Here is a 22,409-nt window from a genome sequence, read left to right as displayed (position 1 = left end):
TGTGGAGAGATGAGTGGGGCGTCGGTCGGTTTGTCCGCCGAGACGTTGGAAGCGGTGGAGCGGGCGTCGGGAAAGCTGGCGTCCGCCGCAGTCGCGGCCATGGAGGCGCAGTTCGCCTGGTTCGTGCGGATGCCCGCCGACCAGCGGGCGTCCGTGCTGCTTGTCGCGCAGAGCGGCGTGGCCGGGTTCGCTGCGTGGCTGCGTGACCCGATGGAAGCCCTGCGGATGACCACCGACACCTTCCGTGGCGCCCCCCGCGACCTGTCCCGGTGGGTCAGCCTCCGGCAGACCGTCGAGATGGTCCGGGTGTCGCTGAAGATCTTCGAGGAGATGGTGCCGGACCTCGCGGCCAACGACGAGGACCGGGCGCTGCTGGGCGAGGCCGTCCTGCGCTACGGGCGCGAGGTGGCGTTCGCCTCCGCGATGTCGTACGCCTCCGCCGCCGAGGCCCGCGGCGCCTGGGACGCGCGGCTCGAAGCCCTCGTGGTCGACGGGATCGTGCGTGGCGACGCCGAGGAGTCGCTGCTGTCCCGGGCCGCCGCCCTCGGCTGGGATCCGGGCGCGCAGGCCACCGTGCTGGTCGGCAACCCGCCGTCCGACGACCCGCCGACGGTCGTGTTCGAGGTCCGCAGCCGGGCCGCCCGGGTCAGCCGACCCGTGCTGCTCGGCGTCCAGGGTTCCCGGCTGGTCGTGGTGCTGGGCGGGCCGACCGAGGACGGCGCCGACCGGGAGGTCATGGGCAAGATGGCCGAGGCGTTCGGCGAGGGCGCGGTCGTCGCCGGCCCCACCGTCGCCAGCCTGGCCGAGGCGCACCGCAGTTCGGCGGACGCGCTGTCGGGGTTGCGGGCGGTCGTCGCGTGGCGGGAGGCGCCGCGACCGGTGCGGTCGACGGACCTGTTGCCGGAGCGGGCGCTGGCGGGCGACCCGGAGGCCGAGTTCCAGCTCATCGACCGCATCGCGCGACCCCTCGAAGAGGCAGGCGGATCGCTGCAGGAGACCGTCGAGGCGTACCTCTCGACCGGCGGCGTCCTGGAGACCTGCGCGCGGCAGCTGTTCGTTCACCCGAACACCGTCCGGTACCGCCTGCGCAAGGCGACGGAGCTGACCGGGCGGAACGCGAACGATCCTCGCGACGCTCTCGTGCTGCGGATCGCACTGGCGGTCGGCAGGCTGTCAAGGGCTCGCGGGCTCTGGTAGCCACGTTTTTAGTGGTTATCGCCACAACTGACAATGAATACCCGTCCGTAGCGTTTACCGGGTGGTCACTTTTGTAGACTCCCTACAACAGAGACCCCACAACTTGGTGACCGCCGACATGCATAACCGAGGCTCGGACAGTGTCTAGTGAACAGGTGATCGCGCTACTCGCTCCTGGGCAAGGTTCCCAGACCCCCGGCATGCTCAGCCCGTGGCTCGAACTGCCGGGTGCGGCCGACCGGCTGGCGGCGTGGTCGGACATCGCGGGCCTCGACCTGACCCGGCTGGGCACCACCGCCGAGGCCGACGAGATCAAGGACACCGCGATCACCCAGCCGCTCATCGTGGCGGCCACGCTGCTCGCGTTCGAGGAGCTGCGTTCGCGCGTGGAGATCCCCGCGGACGCCGTCATCGCCGGACACTCCATCGGCGAGTTCGCCGCCGCCGCCATGGCGGGCGTGCTCACCGCCGAGGACGCCATCGCGCTGGCCGCCGTGCGCGGCCGGGAGATGGCCGCCGCGTGCGAGCTCGAGCCCACCGGCATGGCCGCCCTGATGCGCGGCACCGAAGAGGCCATCCTCGCCCGGCTCGCCGAGCTCGACCTCGTGCCCGCCAACCGCAACGGCGCGGGCCAGATCGTCGCCGCCGGGTCGCTGCCCGCGCTGGAGAAGCTCGCCGCCGAGCCGCCCGCCGACACGAAGGTGATCACCCTCAAGGTCGCGGGCGCGTTCCACACCCACTACATGGCACCGGCACAGCAGGCCCTCGCCGCGCACGCGGAGACGCTGGGCGCACCGGCGAACCCAGCCTTCACGCTGCTGTCCAACCGGGACGGCGCCGCGGTGACCGACGGCGCCGAGGTGCTCGCCCGGCTCATCGACCAGGTCACCAACCCCGTCCGCTGGGACCGCTGCATGGCGACGATGGCCGAACTCGGCGTCGACGGCATCGTCGAGTTCCCGCCCGCGGGCGCGCTCGTCGGCTTGGCAAAGCGGGAACTCAAAGGCACCCCCACCGTGGCCATGAAGACCCCCGAGAACCTCGACACGGTGACCGACATGATCGGAAGTAGCGCGTGACCACAATGCGACTCGCCACTGGAGCCAAAGCCAGCCGCATCCTCGGGGTCGGCAGTTTCCAGCCTGAGCGCATCGTCACCAACGACGAGCTCTCGCAGAAGATGGACACCACCGACGAGTGGATCCGCGAGCGCGTGGGCATCGCCGAGCGCCGGTTCGCCGGGCCCGACGAGTTGCTCGTCGACATGGCGGTCATGGCAGGCTCCAAGGCGCTGGCCAACTCCGGCCTCTCACCGTCCGATGTGGACACCGTGATCCTGGCCAACTGCACCATGCCGACCCAGATCCCCAACGGCGCGGCCCAGGTCGCCGACCGCATCGGGATCAAGGCGGCGGGCGCGTTCGACCTCAACGCCGCCTGCGCGGGCTTCTGCTACGCGCTGGGCACCGCGTCGGACCTGGTGCGCTCAGGCTCCGCGCGGCGCGTGCTGGTCATCGGCGCCGAGAAGCTCACCGACTGGGTCAACCCGGTCGACCGGGCCAACGCGATCATCTTCGCCGACGGCGCGGGCGCCGCGGTCGTGGGACCCTCGGAAGAGGCGGGCATCGGCCCGGTCGTCTGGGGCAGCGCGGGCGACATGGTCGACATGATCGGCATGACCGAGGACCGGCACATCTTCCAGGAGGGCCAGTCGGTCTTCCGCTGGGCGACCACGCGGATCGCGCCGATCGCGCTGCAGGCGCTGGAAGCGGCCGGGCTGCAGCCGTCCGATGTGGACGTGCTCATCCCGCACCAGGCCAACCTGCGGATCGTCGAATCGATCGCGAAGAAGCTGCGCGCCAAGGGCGCCCGCGAGGACATGGTCGTCGCCGACGACATCGTCAAGTCGGGCAACACCTCCTCGGCGTCCATCCCGATGGCGATGGACCACATGCGTGAGGCGGGCCGGATCAAGCCCGGCGACGTCGCGCTGCTCGTCGGTTTCGGCGCGGGCCTGTCCTACGCGGGACAGGTCGTCATCTGTCCCTGACCACAGGGGAAGCAAGACTCCGGCAGGTGCGGTACCGGCCGGTTGATCCAAACAGGAAGGAACCTGGAATGTCGGAGAAGCCCAGCGACACCGAGATCCTCGAAGGACTCGCGGAGATCGTCGAAGAGGTCGCCGGTGTCGCCACCGACGACGTGACCGCCGAGAAGTCCTTCGTCGACGACCTCGACATCGACTCCCTCTCGATGGTCGAGATCGCCGTGCAGGCCGAGGACAAGTTCGGCGTCAAGATCCCGGACGACGAGCTGGCCAACCTCAAGACCGTCGGCGACGCCGTGAAGTACATCTCCACCAACGCCTGACCGCACACCTCGTTCCCTCGGCATTCGAATCCAGTCACCACCCACGCTGCGAAGGAAACCCCATGAGCAACGTCGACGTCGTCATCACCGGGCTGGGCGCCACCACGCCGCTCGGCGGTGATGTCACGACCACCTGGGAAGCGCTGCTCGCAGGCAAGAACGGCATCCGCGTCAACGACAAGGAGTGGGTCGAACGCTACGACCTGCCCGCCAAGCTGGCCGCGCCGCTCTTGGTCGATCCCACCGACGTCCTGCCCCGGGTCCAGGCCCGCAGGCTCGACCGGTGTGAGCAGATCGCGATCATCGCTGCCCGCGAGGCCTGGGCTGACGCCGGATTCGAACTGCCGAGGGACGAGGAAGCGCCGGTCGACCCCGAGCGCCTCGGCGTCGTGATCGGCACCGGCATCGGCGGCCCGGTCACCCTGCTCGACCAGTACGAGCTCCTGCAGCGCGACGGCCTGCGCAAGGTCTCGCCGCTGACCGTGCCGATGCTGATGCCCAACGGCCCGGCCGCGCACGTCGGCATCGAGCTGCGCGCCCGCGCCGGCGTGCACACGCCCGCCTCGGCCTGCGCGTCCGGCGCCGAGGCGCTGGCCACGGCCTACCAGATGATCCAGAACGGTCGGGCCGACGTCGTCGTCGCCGGTGGCGCCGAGGCGTGCATCCACCCGATCACCGTGGCCGGGTTCGCCCAGTCGCGGACCCTGAGCACCCGCAACGACGAGCCCGAGCGCGCGTCGCGGCCCTTCGACAACGACCGCGACGGCTTCGTCCTCGGTGAGGGCGCCGGCGTGGTCATCCTGGAGACCGCCGAGCACGCCGCCGCCCGCGGCGCCCGCGTGTACGGCAGGCTCTCCGGCTACGGCATGACTTCCGACGCCTTCCACATCACGGGCAACCACCCCGAGGGTGTCGGCCAGATCAAGGCGATCACCAACGCGGTGCGGATGGCGGGCCTGAGCCCGACCGACGTCACCCACGTCAACGCGCACGCCACGTCGACGGTGGTCGGCGACATCGGTGAGGCCGCGGCGATCCGCAAGGCGCTCGGCGACCACGTCGTGCTCACCGCGCCGAAGTCGGCGCTGGGTCACCTCGTCGGCGGTGCGGGTGCGGTGGAAAGCATCATCACGCTGCTCTCGATCTACTACGGCGTGATCCCCGCGACCCGCAACCTGGAGAACATCGACCCGCGCGTCGGCCTGGACGTCGTGACCGGCCAGCCGCGCAAGGTCGAGCTCGCGGCGGCGATCAACGACTCGTTCGGTTTCGGCGGCCACAACGTGGCGCTCGCCTTCACCGCCGCCTGACCACCGGGGCCCACCAGCCCAGTTGAGGAGCTCTCCCGATGACCGCTCTGGCGACCATGTCGGCCGAGGCGCCTGACCTGGACCCGCGCGACCCGCTGGTCCGGCTCACGCAGCTGCTCGACGCCGGCTCGATGGCGCCGCTGCGCCCCGCGGACACCAGCGGCGTGTTCGCGGTGCGTGGGCGCATCGACGGTGTCAAGGTCATCGCGTACTGCACCGACGCCACCAAGATGGGTGGCGCCATGGGCACCGAGGGCTGCAGGCACATCGTCGAGGCCATCGACACCGCGCTGCGTGAGCGCAGCCCGGTCATCGGGGTCTGGCACTGCGGCGGCGCGCGGCTGGCCGAGGGCGTCGAGTCGCTCGACGCCGTCGGCAACGTCTTCGCCGCGATGATCCGGGCCTCGGGCCGCATCCCGCAGATCAGTGTCGTGGTCGGCCCGGCGGCCGGTGGCGCCGCCTACGGTCCCGCGCTGACCGACGTGGTGATCATGTCCCCGGCCGGGCGGGTCTTCGTGACCGGGCCGGACGTGGTCCGCAGCGTCACCGGGGAGCAGATCGACCAGGAGGGCCTCGGCGGCGCCGACGCGCACGGCCGCAAGTCCGGTGTCGTGCATGTGCTGGCCACCGACGAGCCGGACGCCTACGTCCGGGCCCGCCGCATCACCAGCCTGTTCGCCAAGCCCGGCCTGTTCGACCTGCACGCGGTGCGCGACGAGACCCCGCTGCGTGACCTGCTGCCCGAGCAGGTCAACCGCGCCTACGACGTCAAGCCGCTGCTGCGCGGCATCCTCGACACCGACGCCCACGGCGTGTCCCAGTTCGAGGAGCTGCAGGCCAAGTGGGCGCCGAACGTGGTGATCGGCCTGGGTCGTCTCGGCGGCCGCACCGTCGGTGTGATCGCGAACAACCCGCTGCGCAAGGGTGGCTGCCTGGACTCGCTGTCCGCGGAGAAGGCGGCCCGCTTCGTCCGGATGTGCGACAGCTTCGGGGTGCCGCTGCTGGTCGTGGTGGACGTCCCGGGTTACCTCCCGGGCGTCGGCCAGGAATGGGACGGTGTCGTGCGCCGCGGCGCGAAGCTGCTGCACGCCTTCGCCGAGGCCGTGGTCCCGCGGGTGACCCTGGTGACCCGCAAGTCCTACGGCGGCGCGTACATCGCGATGAACTCCCGTTCCCTCGGCGCCACCGCAGTGTTCGCCTGGCCGGAGGCCGAGGTCGCCGTCATGGGCGCGAAGGCCGCCGTCGGCATCCTGCACCGCAAGAAGCTCGCCGCGGCCGCGGAGGACGAGCGCGAGGCGCTGCACGCGCGGCTCACCGCTGAGCACGAGCGGATCGCGGGCGGCGTGGAGCGGGCGATGGCGATCGGCGTGGTGGACGAGGTCATCGACCCCCGCCACACCCGCCAGAAGCTGGCCGAGGCGCTGGCCGCCGCGCCTGCCGGTCGCGGAGCCCACGGCAACATCCCGCTCTGACGGGTTGGGCGAGGGTCGACTCGGTCAGCGCGCGCGGCCCAGCTGCCTGCCGAGCGCCCAGCGGTCCGCGCCCATGAACGCGATCAGCAGGAAGGCCCAGCAGTAGAGGACGGCGGGCACCCCGCCGTTCTCTATCGGCCACAGCGCCTTGGGCTGGTGCGCGACGAAGTAGGCGTAGGCCATCGAGCCTGAACAGATCAAAGCGGCCACGCGCGTACCGATGCCGAGCGCGACCGCGGTGCCGCCGACGACCTGGATGACCGCCGCCCACCAACTGGGCCACGCGGCGAAGTCGGGGACCGCCTTCGCGCTCTTGCCGAGCACCCCGAACAGCGTCGCGACGCCGTGGCAGGCGAACAGCAGGCCGACCACGATGCGGAACAGTGAGAGAACCATTTCCCGGTGTTTGACCAGTTGCGCTTCAACCAGATCCACACGATCCTCCGTCTCTGTGCGAGCCCATCAGGGCTCAGCCAGCGTTACGCCGGGGACCGCGCGTGCGTTCAAGCGCGAATGGAGCAACTTCTTCACAGCCCAGTTGTTGTTGCTACTGGAGAGTGACCGAGTCGCCCAGCGGAACGCGGGAGTAGTCGGCCCCGCCTTGGCCGTCCAGCCACTGGTCGAAGTGGTTCTGTCCGTAGGCGCTGAGCGCGGCGTCGTGGATGGGGAACGCGCGCGCGGGCTTGATCGCTCGGACGAACTCGATGACCTCACGCAGCTTCAGCCACGGGCCCGCGGCCGGGACCAGCAGTGTGTCGACCGGCTCGGCGGGCACGAACAGGGAGTCCCCCGGGTGGTAGACGCCGTCGACGATGAAGCCGAGGTTCGGGCAGCCGGGCCAGCCGTCGATGATCTCTGCGTGCTCGCCGCCGACGACGCGCACGGTGAACCCGGCCGCCGTGAAGGTGTCGCCGGGCTCGACGGCGGTCACCCCGGCCCCGAGGACGTCGGCGAAGGCGGAGTGGGTGTGCACGGTGAGCGCCGGGTTGGCGGCCCGGGCGGCTTCGAGTTTGTCGAGATCGATGTGGTCGGCGTGCTCATGGGTGATGAGCACGGCGGTGGCACCGGACAGCGATTCCATTTCGGACAGGGTGCCCGGGTCGATCACGAGCACACCGTCACCGGCTTCGAGGCGCACACAGGCGTGGCCGTATTTCGTGAGTCGCATCTGATCACTTTATGGGCGGGCGGAACCGCGATTCGAGCGATTAACACTTCTCGTGTTGGGGGGACGCGCCGGTGGGGCCCGCGTCGAGCTTCCACACGTCGGCCTCGACGGTGAGCGGGAAGATCACGTGCCATCTGATGCACGGCTCCGGCAGTTCCAGCGGCGCGTCGGCGACGTCCTGTTTGGAGATGAACGTCAGCATCACCCGCGCGCTGCCCCGAGGGCCGGTCTCGATCCGGTAGACCACGATGCTGCCGTCCTGCGTCGACCGGTAGCTGGCCCGCCAGGTCTCCTCGGGCATGTTCTTGATCCGGTCGGCCGTGACCGTCGTGCGCCACCGCTCGTAGTTCTTGCCGTTGATCGCGTCGAAGTAGGTCTGCAGCAGCTGCCGGACCGTCTCGTACATCGGGTGCTGGATGGCGTCCCGCGTCCCCCGCACGTCCCGGTGCCCGGGTTGCTCACCTGGGGGCAGCGCGCCCGCGCTGGGCAGGATGGCCGACGGCGGCGGGGCGTTGCGGTCGTCGGCGTACAGCTCGCGCGCGAGCAGGCTCGCGGTCGCGGTCAGCACGACCGCGACCAGCACCGCGGGCCACAACCACGGCTGCCTGACCCCTCGCCCCTGCGCCACAGGTCAAGCGTGCCACAGGGCTCAGCCGACGCGGTGCAGCCAGGTCACCGGAGCACCGTCGCCCGCGCGCCGGAAAGGCTCGAGGGCCTCGTCCCAGGACGCCCCGAGGAGTTCGTCGACGCCGAAGGCGAAGGACTCGCCACCGCGGGCGGACGCGGCCAGCGTGCGCAGCTGGTCCTCGCCGACCACGATGTCGCCGTTCGCGCAGGTGCGGGCGTGCCAGAGGCCGAGCGCCGGGGCGTAGCAGAAACGTTCACCGTCGACGCCGGAGCTGGGTTCCTCGGTGACCTCGAAGCGGATCATCGGCCACGCCCGCAGGGCGCCCGCGAGTTTGCCGCCGGTGCCTGCCTCTCCGGTCCACGCGCATTCCGCGCGCAGTTGACCGGGGGCCGCGGCCTGGGCGGTCCATTTCAGTTCGGCGCGCACCCCGAGGGTGCCCGAAATCGCCCACTCGACGTGCGGACATACCGCAGACGGCGACGAGTGGACGTACACCACGCCTTGGGTGTTTCCACGGGTGCTCACTGCTGACCTCCGCTGCTCGACGAGGATCGTCTTCCCCTACGTCCTGTCAACCAGCGGCTATCGGCACTGAACGGAAATACCTGCGGTCATTGTGCCCTGTATCCGAACACTTTGGCCACACGAACCACGAAACCATCAGGTGCACCAGTGAAACGATCCGGGAAACCCGAATGCGGGGAGCCAAATCGGCTCCCCGCATTCGACCCCGAGTCTCAGTGCGCGCCGAGTGCGGTCGCCGCGGCGACCACGTCGACGAGGCCGGTGCCCTTGTCGAAGCTCGTCGAGTACCCGTTGACGGTCTGGTAGCCGGACCCGTCGGTGTACTTCAACGCGGTGCGCTTCAGGACGTCCTCGATCTCGGCGGGGGTCGCCGTCGGCTTGGCCTGGAAGAGCTGGGCGATGATGCCGGTGATCTGCGGAGCGGCCATGGACGTCCCGCTGATCACGTTGTAGGTGCCCAGGTCGAGCAGGCCCGGCCCGTTCAGGGGCGTGAGGCCGGTCGCGCAGATCGGCAGGTAGAGCCTGCACGCGGAGGCGATGTTCTCACCGGGGGCGGAGATGTCCGGCCAGGTCGACGGGTCGGCCTGGGCGCCGCGCGAGGAGTAGTCGGACACGGTGCCCGCACGGCTTCCGGTGCCCTGGTCGTTGTAGGAGGCCACCGACACGACGCCGGGGGTCGGGTCCTGGCCGGGCGGGTTGGACAGGCTCTCGGAGCCGTCGCCGCCGTCGTTGCCGTTCGCCCACACGGTCATGACACCCTCGGCCGCGAGCTGGCGCTGCAGCTTGACCGTCGCCGAGTTCGCGTCGAACTCGCCGCCGCCGATGGGACCGTAGGAGTTGTTGATGGCCTTGATCGGCGGGCAGGTGCTCGCCGGGACACTGGCTCCGCAGGGCGCCCTGTGGTTCTCGAGCACCCAGTTCAGGGCCGCGTCGGCGCCGACGATCACGATCACCGCGCCGATCGAGATCGACACGATCTTCGCACCGGGCGCTGATCCGCCGACTGTCGTTCCGTCGCCGAGGGTGTACGGCCTGCCCGCGGCGATGCCGCTGACGTGGGTGCCGTGTCCGCCCACCGCGAGCAGGTCGGTGTCGACGGAGTTGGTGGTGTCGACGATGCAGCCGGTGCCGGTGCTGGACTCGTCGAGGCACACGCCCTTGAGGCTGCGTGCCACGCGGGTCTTGCCGTCGTCGCCCTTGAACGCCGGGTGCGTGGGGTCGATGCCGGAGTCGATGATCGCCACCGACACGCCGCTGCCGTCGAGCTTGCGGCCGTTGGCGCCGGTGAGGGTCTGCTGGGCGGCCAGGCTGCGGGTCGCGACCGTGCCGGAGCTGTGCGCGAAGAGCCGGATCGGGTCGTTGGCCTCCACGTACGTGACACCTGATTTGGCCCGAACGGCCTGCACCTGCGCGGCCGAGCCCTTCGCCACGACGACACCGATCTTGCGGAACGTCGTCACCGGGGTCAGGCCCGCCGCCCTGGCGGCGGTGTCCGCCGCGGTCGCGGAGGTGCCGTGAACCAACACGGTCTGCTGACCACTCGTACTCAGCAGACGGGCCAGGGAATCGGAGACCGGCGCTAATGGAGTAGCAGTGGCGGGGACCGCGGCGACCAGGGGAATCGCCAGGACAGCCGCGGCGACACAAGCCCGCAGCCGCCGGTCGCGCAGGGAACGACCGAACATGGAACCTCCATGACAATTAATGACACTGGAAGGTGGTATTAACCACAACGACGGTCCACTGATCAGGTGACGGATCACCCCTGGAGGTCGGCGCGATAGGCCGAACGGGCCCCCGATACCGTGTCCACAGCTAGGTGGCGCGCGACCTGCCAGAGGTCGCGGCCGGGGGTTTCGGAGGTGTCGGGGTGCGGCTGGTCCGGGTCGGGGGCGAGACCTCCACGGTCGGCACCGACCTGCGTGCCGCGCTGGCGTCCTGGGGACGCGGCGACGCGATCGTGGGCGGTGTGGCGGTGCTCGACGTCCAGCCTCCCGGCTGCCCGGGCCCGATCGACGCGGTCGTGGTCATGCCGCGCGGCGTGCTCGTCATCGTCGGCGTCGACCTGCCGGACCCGGCCGTCCGGCTGGACGCGCCGCTCGCCGGGCAGTGGACGACCGACGGGTGGCCGCTCGTGCGGCCCGACGGCGCGACCAACCCGGCGGCCGAGGCCCTGGCGGCGACGTCGGCGGTCACCGCGCTGCTGCAGGCCGAGCGGACCGAGCCGGTGCCGGTCGGCACCGTCGTCGCGATCGGCCCCTACGTCTCGCAGGTCTCCCAGCCCACCCCGGATCTCGTGCGCGGGGTGCGCATCCTGCATCCCGAGCCGCGCAACCTGATGACCGCCGCCAAGGAACTCGCCACCCACACGCGCACCTGCACGGTCAATGAGGTGCGGCAGATCCTCGCCGCCGTGCACCCCGAGGGACCGGCCCTCGACAACGCCGAACTCGCGGCCGAGGGCTTCGTCGACACCGCCGCCCGCGACGCCGCCGCGACGACCACGTTCATCCCCCGCACGGTCCTCGCCGCCCACCACGGCAAGCACGAGCGCGACGAACCGACGAGCGGCCTGCGCTGGCTGCCGATCGTCGCGACGATCCTCATCGCGATCTTGCTGGCCACGGGCATCGCGGTGGCGATCAGCTCCGCCAACAAGGGCTCGGCGGGCAAGCCGGAGAACTCCACGAGCGAGATCCCGGTCGACGGTGTCGCCTTCACGGCGAAGGGGTCCGTCGAGCACACCGACTGCGCGGCCCACGCGTACGGCGACGTCCGGACCTGGCTGGAGAAGAACGGGTGCGCCCGGCTCATCCGCGGCCGATTCGAGGCGACCTCGGACGGCAAGCCGGTGGCCGTGCTGGTCTCGGTGCTGCGGTTCACCAAGAGCGCGTCCGCGACCGAACTGCGCGCGGTGGCGGACAAGCCCGGCGCGGGCGGCATCGTCGACCAAGGCGCGCAGGGCGTGGCCTGGCCGGGTGCGCACCAGCCCGCGTTCGAGTCGGCCGCCTACGCCAGCGGGCGTGAGGGCAACAGCCTCAAACTTGTGCAGGCCGTGTGGCTGGACAAGAAGTCGAACCCGGACGATCCGGCCCTCAGATCCGTGGTCACCAAGGCGTTGCAGCTCACGCTCGCGGGCTAGGCGACCAGCGCGTGGCCGAGCGCCGCGGCGCCGACACCCGCGACCACGCTGACGGTGACGTTGAGGAACGCGCGCAGATACGCGCGGTCCTCGATCAGTCGGACGGTCTCGTAGCCGAACGTGCTGTACGTCGTCAGTGCTCCGCAGAAGCCGATGCCCAGCAGGGCGTGCACCGCTGTCGACGTTCCGGTGAGCGCGCCGAGGATGCCAGAGCCGACGACGTTGACCGTGAGCGTGCCCCACGGAAACCGGTCGCCGAAGCGGCGGCGCAGCGCCTGGTCGGTGAGGTAGCGCAGGGGCGCGCCCACCGCCGCGCCGAGGACCACCAGCAACGCGGTCACAACAGCGACCGGGCGAGGCGCATTCCGGCCGCGACGGCGACCAGCGCGCACAGGACGGTTCCCAACAGATAGGACATGGCGAAAATCAGCGTGTCCGGAGCAAGCAGCACGCGAACTTCCTCCGCGTAGGCGGAGAACGTGGTGAAGCCACCGAGTACGCCTACACCCAGAAATGGCCTGGCAAGCGTATGAATATTCCTCAGTTCCGTCACCGCCACCATGAGCGCCCCGATGAGCAGACAGCCCACGGAATTGACCAGCAAAGTGCCCAGCGGAAATCCGCCCGCTTTCCCAGGTAAGGCGCTGACCAGCATGAATCGCGCGAGTGCGCCTACGGCGCCGCCCAGGGCCACGGCGGCCAACGTCGCCTTCGCCGCAATGTCGGCTGCCATGTCACCTCCTAGCGTGATTATCACCGGCCGCCACACCGGACCGCCTTGCGGGTGGCCATAGGCCGTACCTATAAGCTGCGCACAGAACGGGCCGGGAATGCCGGTACCGTGGCACTGGGGCCGCATTTCGGCCAATACGACTCATCATGCGGAGGAAACCGTGGCGCAGAAGACCGTTGTCGAGCTGGTCGACGATCTCGACGGTGGAGCGGCCGACGAGACCGTGGCCTTCGCCCTCGACGGCGTCGACTTCCTGATCGACCTGTCGAGCGACAACGCCAGCAAGCTGCGCGACTCGCTCGCGGAGTTCGTCGGGCACGCGCGGCGCACCGGTGGCCGCAAGTCGAAGGTCGCCGCCGGCACCGCGCGCAAGTCCGCGTCTGCCAGCGACAAGGCCGACAACCAGGCGATTCGTGAGTGGGCCCGCAGCCAGGGCGAGACCATCGCCGAGCGTGGCCGCATCCCGGCGGCGCTGGTGACGAAGTTCCAGGAAGCGCACGGCGCCTGACCTAGGGCAGCCGTCCCGGCGACGGCGTGGCCCACTCCCCCAGCCTGCGCACGGCCGCGACCGGCGCCGGTTCGAGTTTGCGGGAGATCCGGAAACCACCGGGCAGGGCCAATGCCGCACGTCGGAAAGCCCGCACCGCGACAGTGGTGACGGAATCGGGGTAAGCGCGGCGGCCATAGAGCCGCCGCGCCCAGCCGGGTAGCAGCGAATAGGACAAATGTCCGATTGTCGGCTCATAGAGCCGCACACCCAACGCCAGAAGTCCCTGGACCGGCGGCCGGTGCAGAAAGTGGTAGATCACGTCGGTGTTCTCGGTGCGCCGCAACGTCGGATAGATGTTTCTCAGGTAGCCGGTCATCTCGTCCACGCTGCCCGGCACTTCGTCCGGGTCAAGCCCGACCAACGCCGCCGCGGTGCGCTGTTCGTCGAAATAGCGGTCGGCGTGCGCACGGGTCAGCGGAAATCCCGCCCGGCGCGCGACCGACAGGAATGACACCGCCTCGGCGCAATGCACCCAAAGCAGCAGTTCGGGGTCGTCAATCCGAAACTGGACCCCGGCTTCATCCCGCGCCCGCAACGACCGGTGCACCTGCCGCACCCGCCGCGCCGCCTGGTCGGCTTGGTCGAGAGTGCCGTAGGTGGTGATGCCGACGAAGGTCGCGGTCCGCACCAGCCTGCCGAGCGGATCGGCCTGGAAGTCGGAGTTCTGCACGACCCCCGCGACCGCCCGGGGGTGAAGTGCCTGGAGGTAGAGACTCCGGATGCCCCCGAACCACATCGAGGGGTCGGCGTGCACCTGCCAGGTGACCGAGTCCGGCCCGAAGAGGCCCAGGTCGGCACTGTCGATGAGGGCGGGTGAGGTCATCTGGACCGCCTCGACGCGGGCCGGAGCGCGTCGGCCAGGCGCAGGACCGTGTAGATCCCGAACGCGACGATGAAGCCCCAGCCCAGCACCTCGAGGGCGACCGCCAGGGACGCGTGCTCCCAGACCGACTTCAGCGTGATCACCGTGATCGCCAACACGAAGAACCAGGCCACGGCGGTGCCCACCTTGGCCGCCGAACGACCGGTCGAACCCCGGCCCTCGGACCGCATTCTGCGCACGGCGGTGCCGTCGGTGATCAACCGAAGGATGATCAACGCGAAGACGACGCCGAGGCCGAGCCACCAGACGCCCCATCGGCTCTCCACCACGAACCCGGCGACCCGGTTCGCCACGTAGCCCGCCGACACCGGCACGTACAGCACCATGGCGATGCGTTCGAGCCAGCGGATCTGGACGACTCTGAATGGTTCCTCCACCCGTTCCACGCTAGTGGCGCCGAAGCAGGCCGGATAGGGACGTGTGGCCGGGAATGGATCTCCTCGCCGGGGTGTTGTCCCAGGGAAGGCAGTAATCGATGTGCGCCGGAGGCGATTGTGGACGGTCAGGGCGACCTGTACGACGTGGACTCGGATGTCCCCGACCTGACGGGCACGGTGCTGCTGCACAACTTCGAGGGCTTCATGGACGCCGGTTCGGCGGGCCGCCTGGTCGCCGAGCACCTCCTCGACACCCTCGAACACCGGGTCATCGCCCGGTTCGACACCGACCAGCTGATCGATTACCGGGCCCGGCGCCCGACGATGACCTACCTCACCGATCACTGGGAGTCCTACGCGGCGCCCGAGTTGGCGGTGCACCTGGTGCACGACAGCGAGGGAATCCCGTTCCTGCTGCTCACCGGGCCGGAACCGGACCGGGTGTGGGAGCGGTTCACCGCCGCGGTGGGTGAGCTGATCGAACGCTGGGGCGTCCGGCTGGCCGTGGGCTTCCACGGCATCCCGATGGGCGTGCCGCACACCCGGCCGCTGGAGGTCACCGCGCACGCGACCCGGCCCGACCTGGTGCGTGACTACCGGCAGGTGTTCAGCCGGATCCAGGTCCCCGCGAGCATCGCGAACCTGCTGGAGTTCCGCGAGGGCGAGGCAGGCCGCGACGCGATGGGTTTCGCCGCGCATGTGCCGCACTACCTGTCGCACTCGACCTATCCGGCCGCCGCCTTGTCGCTGCTCGACTCGATCGAGCGCGCCACCGGGCTTTCGCTTCCCGCCGAGCCGCTTCGCGAGGCCAAGCGGAAGGCGGACGTGGAGATCGAGCGCCAGATCGCGGAATCCGACGAGGTGTCCGAAGGCGTCCGGGCGTTGGAGCACCAGTACGACAGCTTCGCCGAGGCCGCGGGCCGCAACATGCTCGCCGACCCGGCCGACATGCCCACCGCCGACGAACTCGGCAGCCAATTCGAACGCTTCCTAGCCGAACAAGACGAACGCTAACCCCTCGCGAGTCCAACGTTCAGAACAACGAGTCCAACGTTCAGAACATCGACCTTTCGTCTCACGTCACGTGATCCTGGAGGTGGGATGTTCTGAACGTTGGACTCGTTGTTCTGAACGTTGGACTCGCGAGGGGTTAGGGGAGGGGGCGGCGGGCGGGGAAGCCTAGGTCGGCGCGGTGGTACCAAGTGAGGTCTTGTTCGCCTTCCAGCCAGCACCAGAGGACCGGGACGCCGTCGAGGTCGCCGGGGAAGTCGACCAGCAGCGGGGCGAAGCCCTTCAGTTCGGCGCCGGTCTGCTGCACCTGGGTGAGCAGCTCATCGAGGCGGGCCTGCGCCGCCTTGAACTCGGGGAGGCCGCCGAGGCTCGACTCCCCCGCTCCCAGCTCGGCCGCGTCGGCGCGCAGCGCGACGATCTCGTCGAGGACAGGGCGCAGCCGCGCCAGTTCGGCGCGGGCTTCGGCGATCGTGAACATGGGCCCAGCCTGTCATGGCCCGCCCGGGCGGACGAGGCCGCTCTCGTAGGCGTACACCACGGCCTGGGTCCGGTCGCGCAGCCCGAGTTTCGCCAGGACGCGTCCGACGTGGGTCTTCACCGTCTGCTCGGCCAGCACGAACGTCTCCGCTATCTCCACATTGGACAGTCCGCGGGCCAGCAGCACCAGCACCTCGCGTTCCCGCTTGGTCAGACTGTCCACACGCGACGGTGCGACGAAGGTGGCCTGGCGGGCGAAGGTCTCGATCAGCCTGCGGGTCACGCTCGGCGCCAGCAGCGCCTCCCCCGCCGCGACGACGCGCACGGCGGACACCAGGTCGGCGGCCTGCAGGTCTTTGAGCAGAAACCCGCTCGCGCCCGAGCGCAACGCCTCGTAGACGTAGTCGTCGATGTCGAACGTGGTCAGCATGATCACCCGGGGCGGGTCGTCGGCGGCGAGGATCTCCCGGGTCGCGGCGAGGCCGTCGAGCACCGGCATCCGGACGTCCATCAGCACGACGTCCGGGCGGGTCTCGGCACACGCCTGGACGCCCTCGCGGCCGTCGGCGGCCTGGGCGACCACCTCGATGCCGTCCTGGGAACCGAGCAGCGCCGCGAAACCCGCCCGGACCATGGCCTGGTCGTCGACGATCAGGACCCGGATGCTCAACGGCCCTCCACCGGCAGCCTGACGCACAGCCGGTAGCCGCCCGCCGGTCGGTCGACCGACATGGTGCCCCCGTGCAGCGTGACCCGTTCGCGGACGCCGACCAGCCCGTGCCCGCCCGCGGCCGCCACCGGAGCCGACTCGGGCGCGTCGTTCACGACCTCCAGCACGACGTCACCCCCGTCCATCCCGACGGTGACCCGGGTGGCCGCGCCCGGTGCGTGCCGGACCACGTTGCTCAATGCCTCCTGCACGATCCGGTACACCGTGAGGCCCAGCGCCTGCGGCAGCGCGCCCACCGAGCACTCCAACGTCACCGGGGCGCCGCGGACACCGGCGACCAGTTCGTCGAGCCGGTCGATCCCGGGTTGCGGACCGAGTTCCGCGGCGCCGTCGCGCAGGATGCCCAGGAGCCTGCGCATCTCCGTCAGCGAGGCCCGGGCGGAGTCGGCGATGCCCGCCAACTCGGTCCGGGCTGACTCGGGTAGGTCGGCGTTGCGGTAGGGCGCGGTCTCGGCTGCCACGGCCACCATCGACATGTGGTGCGCCACGATGTCGTGCATCTCCCGTGCGATCCGGGCCCGCTCCTCGAGCACCATCCGCCTGGCCCGTTCCTCCTCGCCGACCCGGTCGGCCTCGGCCAGCCTGCCGCGCATCCCCGCCCGCCAGTCCCCCACCAGCGCGGCGGCGGCGCACAGCATCGTCGTGCTGATCGCCGACACCCATTGCCCGTCGAACACCAGCACCAGCGTGGCCCCGGTGAGCCCGACCGCCCCGACCAGCCCGACCGTGGTTCGGCGCACCCCTAGAGCGCCGACGACACCGCACAGGATGACCAGGACAACCACCGCGCTGACCGACCATGGCCAGGGCTCACCGGAACCGGCCCGGCCTCGCGTGACCAGCGCCGTCCCCACTGCGGTGGCCCAGCCGACCCACCCGGCGATCACCGGCCGCTGCCCGCACACCAGCACCGGGACGGCCAGCCCCAACGCCACGGGCAACACCAACTCCCCCGCACCCGGGTAGTGCTGGACGACGTCAAGCCAGGCGAGGACGAACACCGCCACCGCCGCGACGACCGGCCACCTCTTCACCTGTCCGACCTTACGGTCGTCCCGTCCTGCCACGCGACCAGACGGCGCAGCAGCGTGACGGCCACCAAGTGCATCCCGAACGCCACGGCCGAGTGCGCCAGCCACGCGCCGACCAGAGTCGGCCCACCCCACGCGTTGGCGAACCTCGGGTCAGCGGTGAACGGGTGGCCGAGGGCGGCGATGGCGTCGGGGCGGAGGAAGTAGAGGTAGCCCATGTAGACGAGGTAGAGGCACAGCAGGGCCAGCGGGAACATGAGCACACCGGCCCTCAGCCGCTTCCGGCTCGGTACGCCGAGGGAATACCGGTGCGCGATCCCATCTCGCACCCGCTCCACTCGCCCACCCAACCCAACCGGCGTGGCGACGACGCGCACCACAGCGAGCGGGAGGCTGGTCAGGCCGCGCACCAGCGGAACCGCGATCCAGTTGTGCCACAACGTCTTCATGCGAACAACGGTAGGGACAATCGACAAGCGGTTCGTCACCCGCGAGCGCCAACTCCGGCGTGATACCTGAGTACTAGGGCAGTAAGGACCGGGGCCCACGAAACGCGACGTGCCGAACGCAACGGCCTGTTTGGGTGGAGTGGTTTCTTTGGGGGAGAAGAAAGACCCCTAAACTTGCCGTGGTCGTGGGCCGAAGGCTCCCCACCCGCTCTTCCACGACAGGGGTCTTTCTTCGTAGGGGCCCCAAAGAAACCACTCCACCCAAACAGGCGCCCGCCCAGAGAAAGCTGGGTCAGAGGTCGAGCCGGTAGAAGTGGAGTTGCTTGGCGACGGTCATGCCCGCCAGCTCAGCGGCGTCCTCGACAACCTCATCGTCATACTCGTGCACCTGCAGCGTCCGCACATCCGGGTTCAGCTCACGGATTTTGCCCACCAGGTCGTGAATCGCCGCGGCGACGACCTCAGGCTCGGTGTCGTGGTGCGAAATCTCCTCCACCATCGCCCGCCTGCCCTTGATGAGCGCCGACAACTCCACGTCGGTGTCCACGACGTCGATGGTGATGACGTCGGTCCCGTCCGGCAGGTTCTCGGTGGGTTCGGTCGCGACCTGGGTGCGCACAGCGGGCAGGCCCGCGGGCGCCGCGACCGAGGCAAGGTCCTCGAACGCCCAGATGTGCCCGAGTTCCTCGTCCGGAGTGGCCCCGAGCGCCTTGGCGACGTGCGCGTCCAGGTCGGCCATCGGGTCGGACCACACGACCGCGTCGTTGCCCGCGTCGCGGGCGTGGTCGGCGGCGGCCTTCGTCATGGCCACCAGCAGTTCGATCTCTTCCGGGGTCGCCGGGTGTTCGTCGTACATCCCGGTCTTGATGCGCTCGATCTCCCGCGACAGCAGCAGCCACTGCACGGTGGGGCCCGGGTCGTCCTCGTCGGGGCCGAGCAGCGACGCCCAGCCCAGCAGCTTCCCCTCGGCGCGGGCGACCGCGACGGCCAGCACGACACGCTCGTCGTCCTCTTCGAGGTCCTCGTCCTCGTCTTCCACGTCGTGGTCTTCCGCGTCGGCCCCGATATCGGCCAATACGGCGGTGAACAGCTCCTCGACCAGCCGCTCCTCGGCCTCCGGATCGGTCTCGACGACGACCTGCACACCCAGCCCGGCGGACATAGCGACTCCATTCACTCGGATCAGTCGGCCCGACCGTATCGGGCGGCCGAACTCCACGCCTGTCCGCGTCGGTCCACATGGGTGAGCAGGACCGGCCGGGGCCGGTCCTGCTCACCATTTCAGCGGTCGATCAGTTGACGACTCGGACCGAGTCGCAGCCCAGGAACGTGTAGGTGTTCCCGTCGGGTGCCAGGTAGCGGCCCTTCAAGCAGGCCTCGGTCGAGCTCAGGGTGAGACCCGAGTCGGCGGGCTTGAAGTGCAGCACCAGGTCCAGATCGGCGTCGCGGGTGCGTTCGTCCAACTCGTAGGAGCGCTCCGGGTGCCCCGCGCTGTGGACTTCCCGCGCCCCGAACGGTGTCGCGGCGTCGAAGAGGTTCGCGCGGAGTCCCCACAACGTTGTCGAGACGTCGATCTTCGTGGCGTCGAAGGCGATCGGCAGCCCGTACTCCCCGACGGCGGTGGTCAGCGCGGCGACCGTCGCGTCGGTGTTGAGGTTGATGGAGTTCGGGAAGCCCTTGGGCCGGACGTTGATCGCGATCGGCACGACGCAGTCGATCTGGAACGACGACGCCCGCTGGTTGTTCGTCAGGTCCGGATCGGTGTCGGCCGCGTTCTTCAGCGCCAGCGCGGCGGTGAGGGTCACGGTCTTCACCCCCGGCGACGCGCAGTCCACGGCGGCGGTCGTGCGGACCGTGCGCGGGCTGCCCACGGCCAGTGCGGCCTGCTCCGAGGTCGACGACGCGGGCGTGACGGTCACGCCGCTGTCGCCGGACGCGCTCGTGGTGAGCACGGTGTCGATCGGGCTGGACGGTCCGGCGTTGGCGATGGCCACGTCGAAGGTGACCGAGCCGGACTCACCGATCAGCACCTCACGCGGCCCGGTCGCCGTGGCGCCGGTGACCTGGACGTCGGCCATCGCGACGACCTTGGTCGTGGTGCTCGCGGTGTTGTTGGCCGTGTTCGAGTCGGTGCCGTCGTGCGAGGCGGTGGCGGACGAGGTGATGTCCTTCGGGCCGCCGTTGTTGTGGACGAGGTCCGCGGGAACGTTCACCACCACGTTCGCCGAGGCCGACGCGCCAGGCGCCAGGTCCCCGAGGTCACAGGTGACGACACCGGCCGCGTGCGCGCAGCCTGCCGACGCCGAGGCGAAGGTGACATCCGAGGGCAGGGTCTGCGCGACCTTGACCTCGTACGCCGTGTTCGGGCTGCCGTGGTTGTGTGCTTCGAGCCCGTACGTGAGCTGCGTGCCCGCGCCCACCGGGTCGGGCGAATCGGTCAGGTGGACATCGACGTCGGTGCGGCTGACGGCCTCGTTGAACGCGGCGCGGATCTCGTCAGCCATCTCCTTGGTCAGCTCGTGCTCGGAGCCGACACCGCTTCCGGGGGGCGACAGCGGGCCCCTGTACTTGAGGTTGGCCCAGTCGTCATAACCGTTGAGCTCAGGGGTTCCCACGCTGCCGGGCGGCGGCGTGCCCGGGCCAGGGGGACTCCCGGCCGCAGCGGTGTTCGGGCAGCCCTGGCTTGTCCTGATGCCCATGAAGTTGGCATCCACCGCGACGGTGCCCGGATCGATGTTCGCGGCGATGTCGGTGCCGTCTCCGCTGCCGTTCCAGTTGACCGCGGCGTTGGACACGCTGACCCGCCACGGGCGGGCGCCGTCGCTGTCCCAGAGGAACACGTCGGCGGTCCGACCCGAGATGCCCGCGCTTTCGCTGAGGGCGTCCTCGTCGAGGTTGTTCAGCTGCTCCCGGGACAGGTCGAGCCGCACCTTGTCGCGGTTGTCGATCGTGCCGTCCTGGTTGACGTCGCTGAACGGCGCGCCCGGCGACGCGTTGTCCGGCACGCCCATCGTCTGGTACACGTAGCTCATGATCGAGTGGTAGTTCGGCTTGCAGTTGATCGTGTCACCGCCGCCGTGCCCGAGTCCGAGCGCGTGCCCGAGTTCGTGCACGAAGGTGCTCGACTGATCGCGGTCGGTGCCGACGTCGCCCGCCCAGCCGCCGAGGCTGACGATGACGTCCTTGCCGCTGTCCGAGCAGCAGATACCGGAACTGCCATTGGGCACCAGCGGAGTGGGCGCGGCAGGCGGTGGCGGCGCCACGTCCTGCTGCCGGTGGATCCACAGCGAATAGTGGAAGTACTTGCGCAAGCCGGCGTCGAAGTTCGCGTTCCGGATCGACTGGCCGGTGACCATGGCGCCGCCGACGGTCGGACCGGTCGCCCAGCCCACCTTGTCGGTCTCGGGGAGCAGGTCATCGATGATCAGCATCAGTTCGACGCCCGCGTTCTGGTTCACGTTCGGGTACGGGCACCCGGGCCGGGTGGGCACGTCGCCGCTGTTGAACGCCGCGACGGCCTCGTCGATGGCGACCTGGGTCGGCTTGTGCGTGTGGTCGGGCACGGAGTCGCCGTTGGCGTCCGGGCCGACCATGTAGTCGACCTCGGTCAGGAGCGTCGGGCGGCACGGGTTCGCGGCCGCGGTGGGCCGGGTCCCGTTGGCGTCGTTGGCGTCCAGCGCGCGCAGGTTGCCGTGCTGGGGGACGGTCCCGTTCTTGTCGGTGACGATGCCGGAGCGCTCGATGCCGTCGTGCAGGCCGTCGCCGTCGAAGTCCACGGAGTTGCCGAAGGTGACGGAGAAGTAGATCGCCGCCGAGTCACTGCCGCTGCCGGTGGCGTAGCCGAGGCTCGGCGTGGGCACGTCGCCGGAGAAGTCGCCACTGTTCGGGTCGACGGTGATGTCCAGGCTGTCGTCGCCGGAGGCGATGTCGATCTGGTCGTCGCCGCTGGTGCTGTCGTGGTCCCAGAGCTGGATGCGGATGCCGAACGGTCCGGCGTCGCGGTCGAAGGTGCCCGCGAGCTGCCACCCGGGCGTGATCTCGGTCTGGTCGTCGGCCGCGCGCGGCGAGATCCGCTCGCCGTTGGGGAAGAAGGCCTTGGCGTAGTAGTCGTTGGGGCAGCTGTCGACGATGACTCCGAATTCGAGTTCGTTGTCGTCACAGTCCACCTCCCAGACGTGGTGGATCGTCACCGTGACGCCGACGGTATTGACCGCCTGCGCCACGGGTGTGGTGGCACTCGCGAGCCCCACCGCGAGCGCGGCGGCGGAGAGCATGGCGAGTGTTCTTCGTGTGTCCATGAGAGAAGTCCCTCCCGGTGTCGACCGCCCCTGTGCGGCCATACGGGGAAGAGTGCGC

General features: G+C 70.0%; 24 protein-coding genes. 9 read left to right on the top strand and 15 right to left on the bottom strand.

Annotated features, from left to right (window positions below; all coding sequences use genetic code 11):
* Window positions 1-9: 9 nt before the first annotated feature.
* The 6 genes from C8E96_RS18475 (at window position 10) to C8E96_RS18450 (ending at window position 6,349) form a co-directional block, all read left to right on the top strand.
* Window positions 10-1,197 (top strand): PucR family transcriptional regulator, encoded by a 1,188-nt coding sequence (locus tag C8E96_RS18475; RefSeq protein WP_091372873.1) that lies wholly within the window; start codon window positions 10-12, stop codon window positions 1,195-1,197.
* A 140-nt stretch (window positions 1,198-1,337) separates the two neighbouring features.
* Window positions 1,338-2,276 (top strand): ACP S-malonyltransferase, encoded by a 939-nt coding sequence (locus tag C8E96_RS18470; RefSeq protein WP_324187061.1) that lies wholly within the window; start codon window positions 1,338-1,340, stop codon window positions 2,274-2,276.
* 5 nt (window positions 2,277-2,281) lie between these two features.
* Window positions 2,282-3,247 (top strand): beta-ketoacyl-ACP synthase III, encoded by a 966-nt coding sequence (locus tag C8E96_RS18465; protein WP_176926746.1) that lies wholly within the window; start codon window positions 2,282-2,284, stop codon window positions 3,245-3,247.
* Window positions 3,248-3,315: 68 nt separating this feature from the next.
* The gene (locus C8E96_RS18460) at window positions 3,316-3,567 is read left to right on the top strand and encodes an acyl carrier protein (RefSeq protein ID WP_091371887.1); all 252 of its coding nucleotides are present in this window, start codon (window positions 3,316-3,318) and stop codon (window positions 3,565-3,567) included.
* Between the two features lie 62 nt (window positions 3,568-3,629).
* Window positions 3,630-4,877: a beta-ketoacyl-[acyl-carrier-protein] synthase family protein gene (locus tag C8E96_RS18455; RefSeq protein WP_091371890.1), complete on the top strand. Its 1,248-nt coding sequence runs from the start codon at window positions 3,630-3,632 to the stop codon at window positions 4,875-4,877.
* Between the two features lie 38 nt (window positions 4,878-4,915).
* The gene (locus C8E96_RS18450; protein WP_091371894.1) at window positions 4,916-6,349 is read left to right on the top strand and encodes an acyl-CoA carboxylase subunit beta; all 1,434 of its coding nucleotides are present in this window, start codon (window positions 4,916-4,918) and stop codon (window positions 6,347-6,349) included.
* A 24-nt stretch (window positions 6,350-6,373) separates the two neighbouring features.
* Here the strand turns inward: C8E96_RS18450 and C8E96_RS18445 are convergent, their stop codons facing one another.
* From C8E96_RS18445 to C8E96_RS18425, 5 genes are all read right to left on the bottom strand, one after another.
* Complete coding sequence (locus C8E96_RS18445) at window positions 6,374-6,745, bottom strand: DoxX family protein (RefSeq protein WP_091372878.1); 372 nt, start codon at window positions 6,743-6,745, stop codon at window positions 6,374-6,376.
* Window positions 6,746-6,896: 151 nt separating this feature from the next.
* Window positions 6,897-7,517 (bottom strand): MBL fold metallo-hydrolase, encoded by a 621-nt coding sequence (locus tag C8E96_RS18440; RefSeq protein WP_091371897.1) that lies wholly within the window; start codon window positions 7,515-7,517, stop codon window positions 6,897-6,899.
* 40 nt (window positions 7,518-7,557) lie between these two features.
* Complete coding sequence (locus C8E96_RS18435) at window positions 7,558-8,145, bottom strand: hypothetical protein (protein ID WP_228769750.1); 588 nt, start codon at window positions 8,143-8,145, stop codon at window positions 7,558-7,560.
* A gap of 21 nt (window positions 8,146-8,166) precedes the next feature.
* A complete protein-coding gene (locus C8E96_RS18430; protein WP_091371904.1) occupies window positions 8,167-8,670 on the bottom strand; it encodes a DUF3145 domain-containing protein in 504 nt (167 codons plus the stop codon).
* A 212-nt stretch (window positions 8,671-8,882) separates the two neighbouring features.
* Window positions 8,883-10,355, bottom strand: coding sequence for a S8 family serine peptidase (locus C8E96_RS18425; RefSeq protein WP_091371907.1), 1,473 nt, complete (start codon window positions 10,353-10,355; stop codon window positions 8,883-8,885).
* Window positions 10,356-10,540: 185 nt separating this feature from the next.
* Between C8E96_RS18425 and C8E96_RS18420 the strand changes: the two genes are divergently transcribed.
* Window positions 10,541-11,812 (top strand): hypothetical protein, encoded by a 1,272-nt coding sequence (locus tag C8E96_RS18420; protein WP_133794568.1) that lies wholly within the window; start codon window positions 10,541-10,543, stop codon window positions 11,810-11,812.
* Here the strand turns inward: C8E96_RS18420 and crcB (C8E96_RS18415) are convergent.
* Together crcB (C8E96_RS18415) and crcB (C8E96_RS18410) are read right to left on the bottom strand one after the other, a co-directional pair.
* The gene (crcB, locus tag C8E96_RS18415; RefSeq protein WP_091371913.1) at window positions 11,809-12,153 is read right to left on the bottom strand and encodes a fluoride efflux transporter CrcB; all 345 of its coding nucleotides are present in this window, start codon (window positions 12,151-12,153) and stop codon (window positions 11,809-11,811) included. The two genes, C8E96_RS18420 and crcB (C8E96_RS18415), sit on opposite strands and share 4 nt — an antisense overlap.
* On the bottom strand, window positions 12,150-12,545 hold the full coding sequence (crcB, locus tag C8E96_RS18410; RefSeq protein WP_091371916.1) for a fluoride efflux transporter CrcB: 396 nt from the start codon (window positions 12,543-12,545) through the stop codon (window positions 12,150-12,152). The genes crcB (C8E96_RS18415) and crcB (C8E96_RS18410) overlap by 4 nt, the downstream gene beginning before the upstream one ends.
* 160 nt (window positions 12,546-12,705) lie before the next feature.
* Here crcB (C8E96_RS18410) and C8E96_RS18405 point away from each other — a divergent pair, with 160 nt between their 5' ends.
* Window positions 12,706-13,053 (top strand): histone-like nucleoid-structuring protein Lsr2, encoded by a 348-nt coding sequence (locus C8E96_RS18405; protein WP_091371920.1) that lies wholly within the window; start codon window positions 12,706-12,708, stop codon window positions 13,051-13,053.
* Window position 13,054: 1 nt separating this feature from the next.
* Here C8E96_RS18405 and C8E96_RS18400 read toward each other — a convergent pair whose 3' ends face one another.
* Both C8E96_RS18400 and C8E96_RS18395 read right to left on the bottom strand, forming a co-directional pair.
* Window positions 13,055-13,918 (bottom strand): oxygenase MpaB family protein, encoded by an 864-nt coding sequence (locus C8E96_RS18400; protein WP_091371923.1) that lies wholly within the window; start codon window positions 13,916-13,918, stop codon window positions 13,055-13,057.
* The gene (locus tag C8E96_RS18395) at window positions 13,915-14,355 is read right to left on the bottom strand and encodes a hypothetical protein (RefSeq protein ID WP_091371927.1); all 441 of its coding nucleotides are present in this window, start codon (window positions 14,353-14,355) and stop codon (window positions 13,915-13,917) included. Before C8E96_RS18395 ends, C8E96_RS18400 begins: the two co-directional genes overlap by 4 nt.
* A 117-nt stretch (window positions 14,356-14,472) precedes the next feature.
* Between C8E96_RS18395 and C8E96_RS18390 the strand changes: the two genes are divergently transcribed.
* Window positions 14,473-15,369: a proteasome assembly chaperone family protein gene (locus C8E96_RS18390; protein WP_407642634.1), complete on the top strand. Its 897-nt coding sequence runs from the start codon at window positions 14,473-14,475 to the stop codon at window positions 15,367-15,369.
* Between the two features lie 136 nt (window positions 15,370-15,505).
* On the opposite strand, the gene C8E96_RS18385 is transcribed toward C8E96_RS18390, so the two are convergent.
* The 6 genes from C8E96_RS18385 to C8E96_RS18360 all read right to left on the bottom strand — a co-directional run bounded on the left by C8E96_RS18385 (window position 15,506) and on the right by C8E96_RS18360 (window position 22,351).
* Window positions 15,506-15,844 carry a DUF2203 domain-containing protein gene (locus tag C8E96_RS18385; RefSeq protein ID WP_091371930.1) on the bottom strand — a complete coding sequence of 113 codons (339 nt, stop codon included), beginning with the start codon at window positions 15,842-15,844 and terminating at the stop codon, window positions 15,506-15,508.
* A gap of 12 nt (window positions 15,845-15,856) precedes the next feature.
* Window positions 15,857-16,513 (bottom strand): response regulator, encoded by a 657-nt coding sequence (locus C8E96_RS18380; protein WP_091371933.1) that lies wholly within the window; start codon window positions 16,511-16,513, stop codon window positions 15,857-15,859.
* Window positions 16,510-17,607 (bottom strand): sensor histidine kinase, encoded by a 1,098-nt coding sequence (locus tag C8E96_RS18375; RefSeq protein ID WP_091371936.1) that lies wholly within the window; start codon window positions 17,605-17,607, stop codon window positions 16,510-16,512. The genes C8E96_RS18380 and C8E96_RS18375 overlap by 4 nt, the downstream gene beginning before the upstream one ends.
* The gene (locus C8E96_RS18370; protein ID WP_091371940.1) at window positions 17,604-18,053 is read right to left on the bottom strand and encodes a hypothetical protein; all 450 of its coding nucleotides are present in this window, start codon (window positions 18,051-18,053) and stop codon (window positions 17,604-17,606) included. The genes C8E96_RS18375 and C8E96_RS18370 overlap by 4 nt, the downstream gene beginning before the upstream one ends.
* A gap of 292 nt (window positions 18,054-18,345) precedes the next feature.
* Window positions 18,346-19,215, bottom strand: a complete 870-nt coding sequence (locus C8E96_RS18365; protein WP_091371943.1) for a hypothetical protein — start codon at window positions 19,213-19,215, stop codon at window positions 18,346-18,348.
* 130 nt (window positions 19,216-19,345) lie between these two features.
* Window positions 19,346-22,351, bottom strand: coding sequence for a M66 family metalloprotease (locus C8E96_RS18360; protein WP_133794566.1), 3,006 nt, complete (start codon window positions 22,349-22,351; stop codon window positions 19,346-19,348).
* Window positions 22,352-22,409 lie beyond the last annotated feature (58 nt).

Origin of the sequence: Actinokineospora alba (assembly GCF_004362515.1) — a bacterium.
Classification (GTDB): domain Bacteria; phylum Actinomycetota; class Actinomycetes; order Mycobacteriales; family Pseudonocardiaceae; genus Actinokineospora; species Actinokineospora alba.
This window is presented reverse-complemented; position numbering and strand designations above follow the sequence as displayed.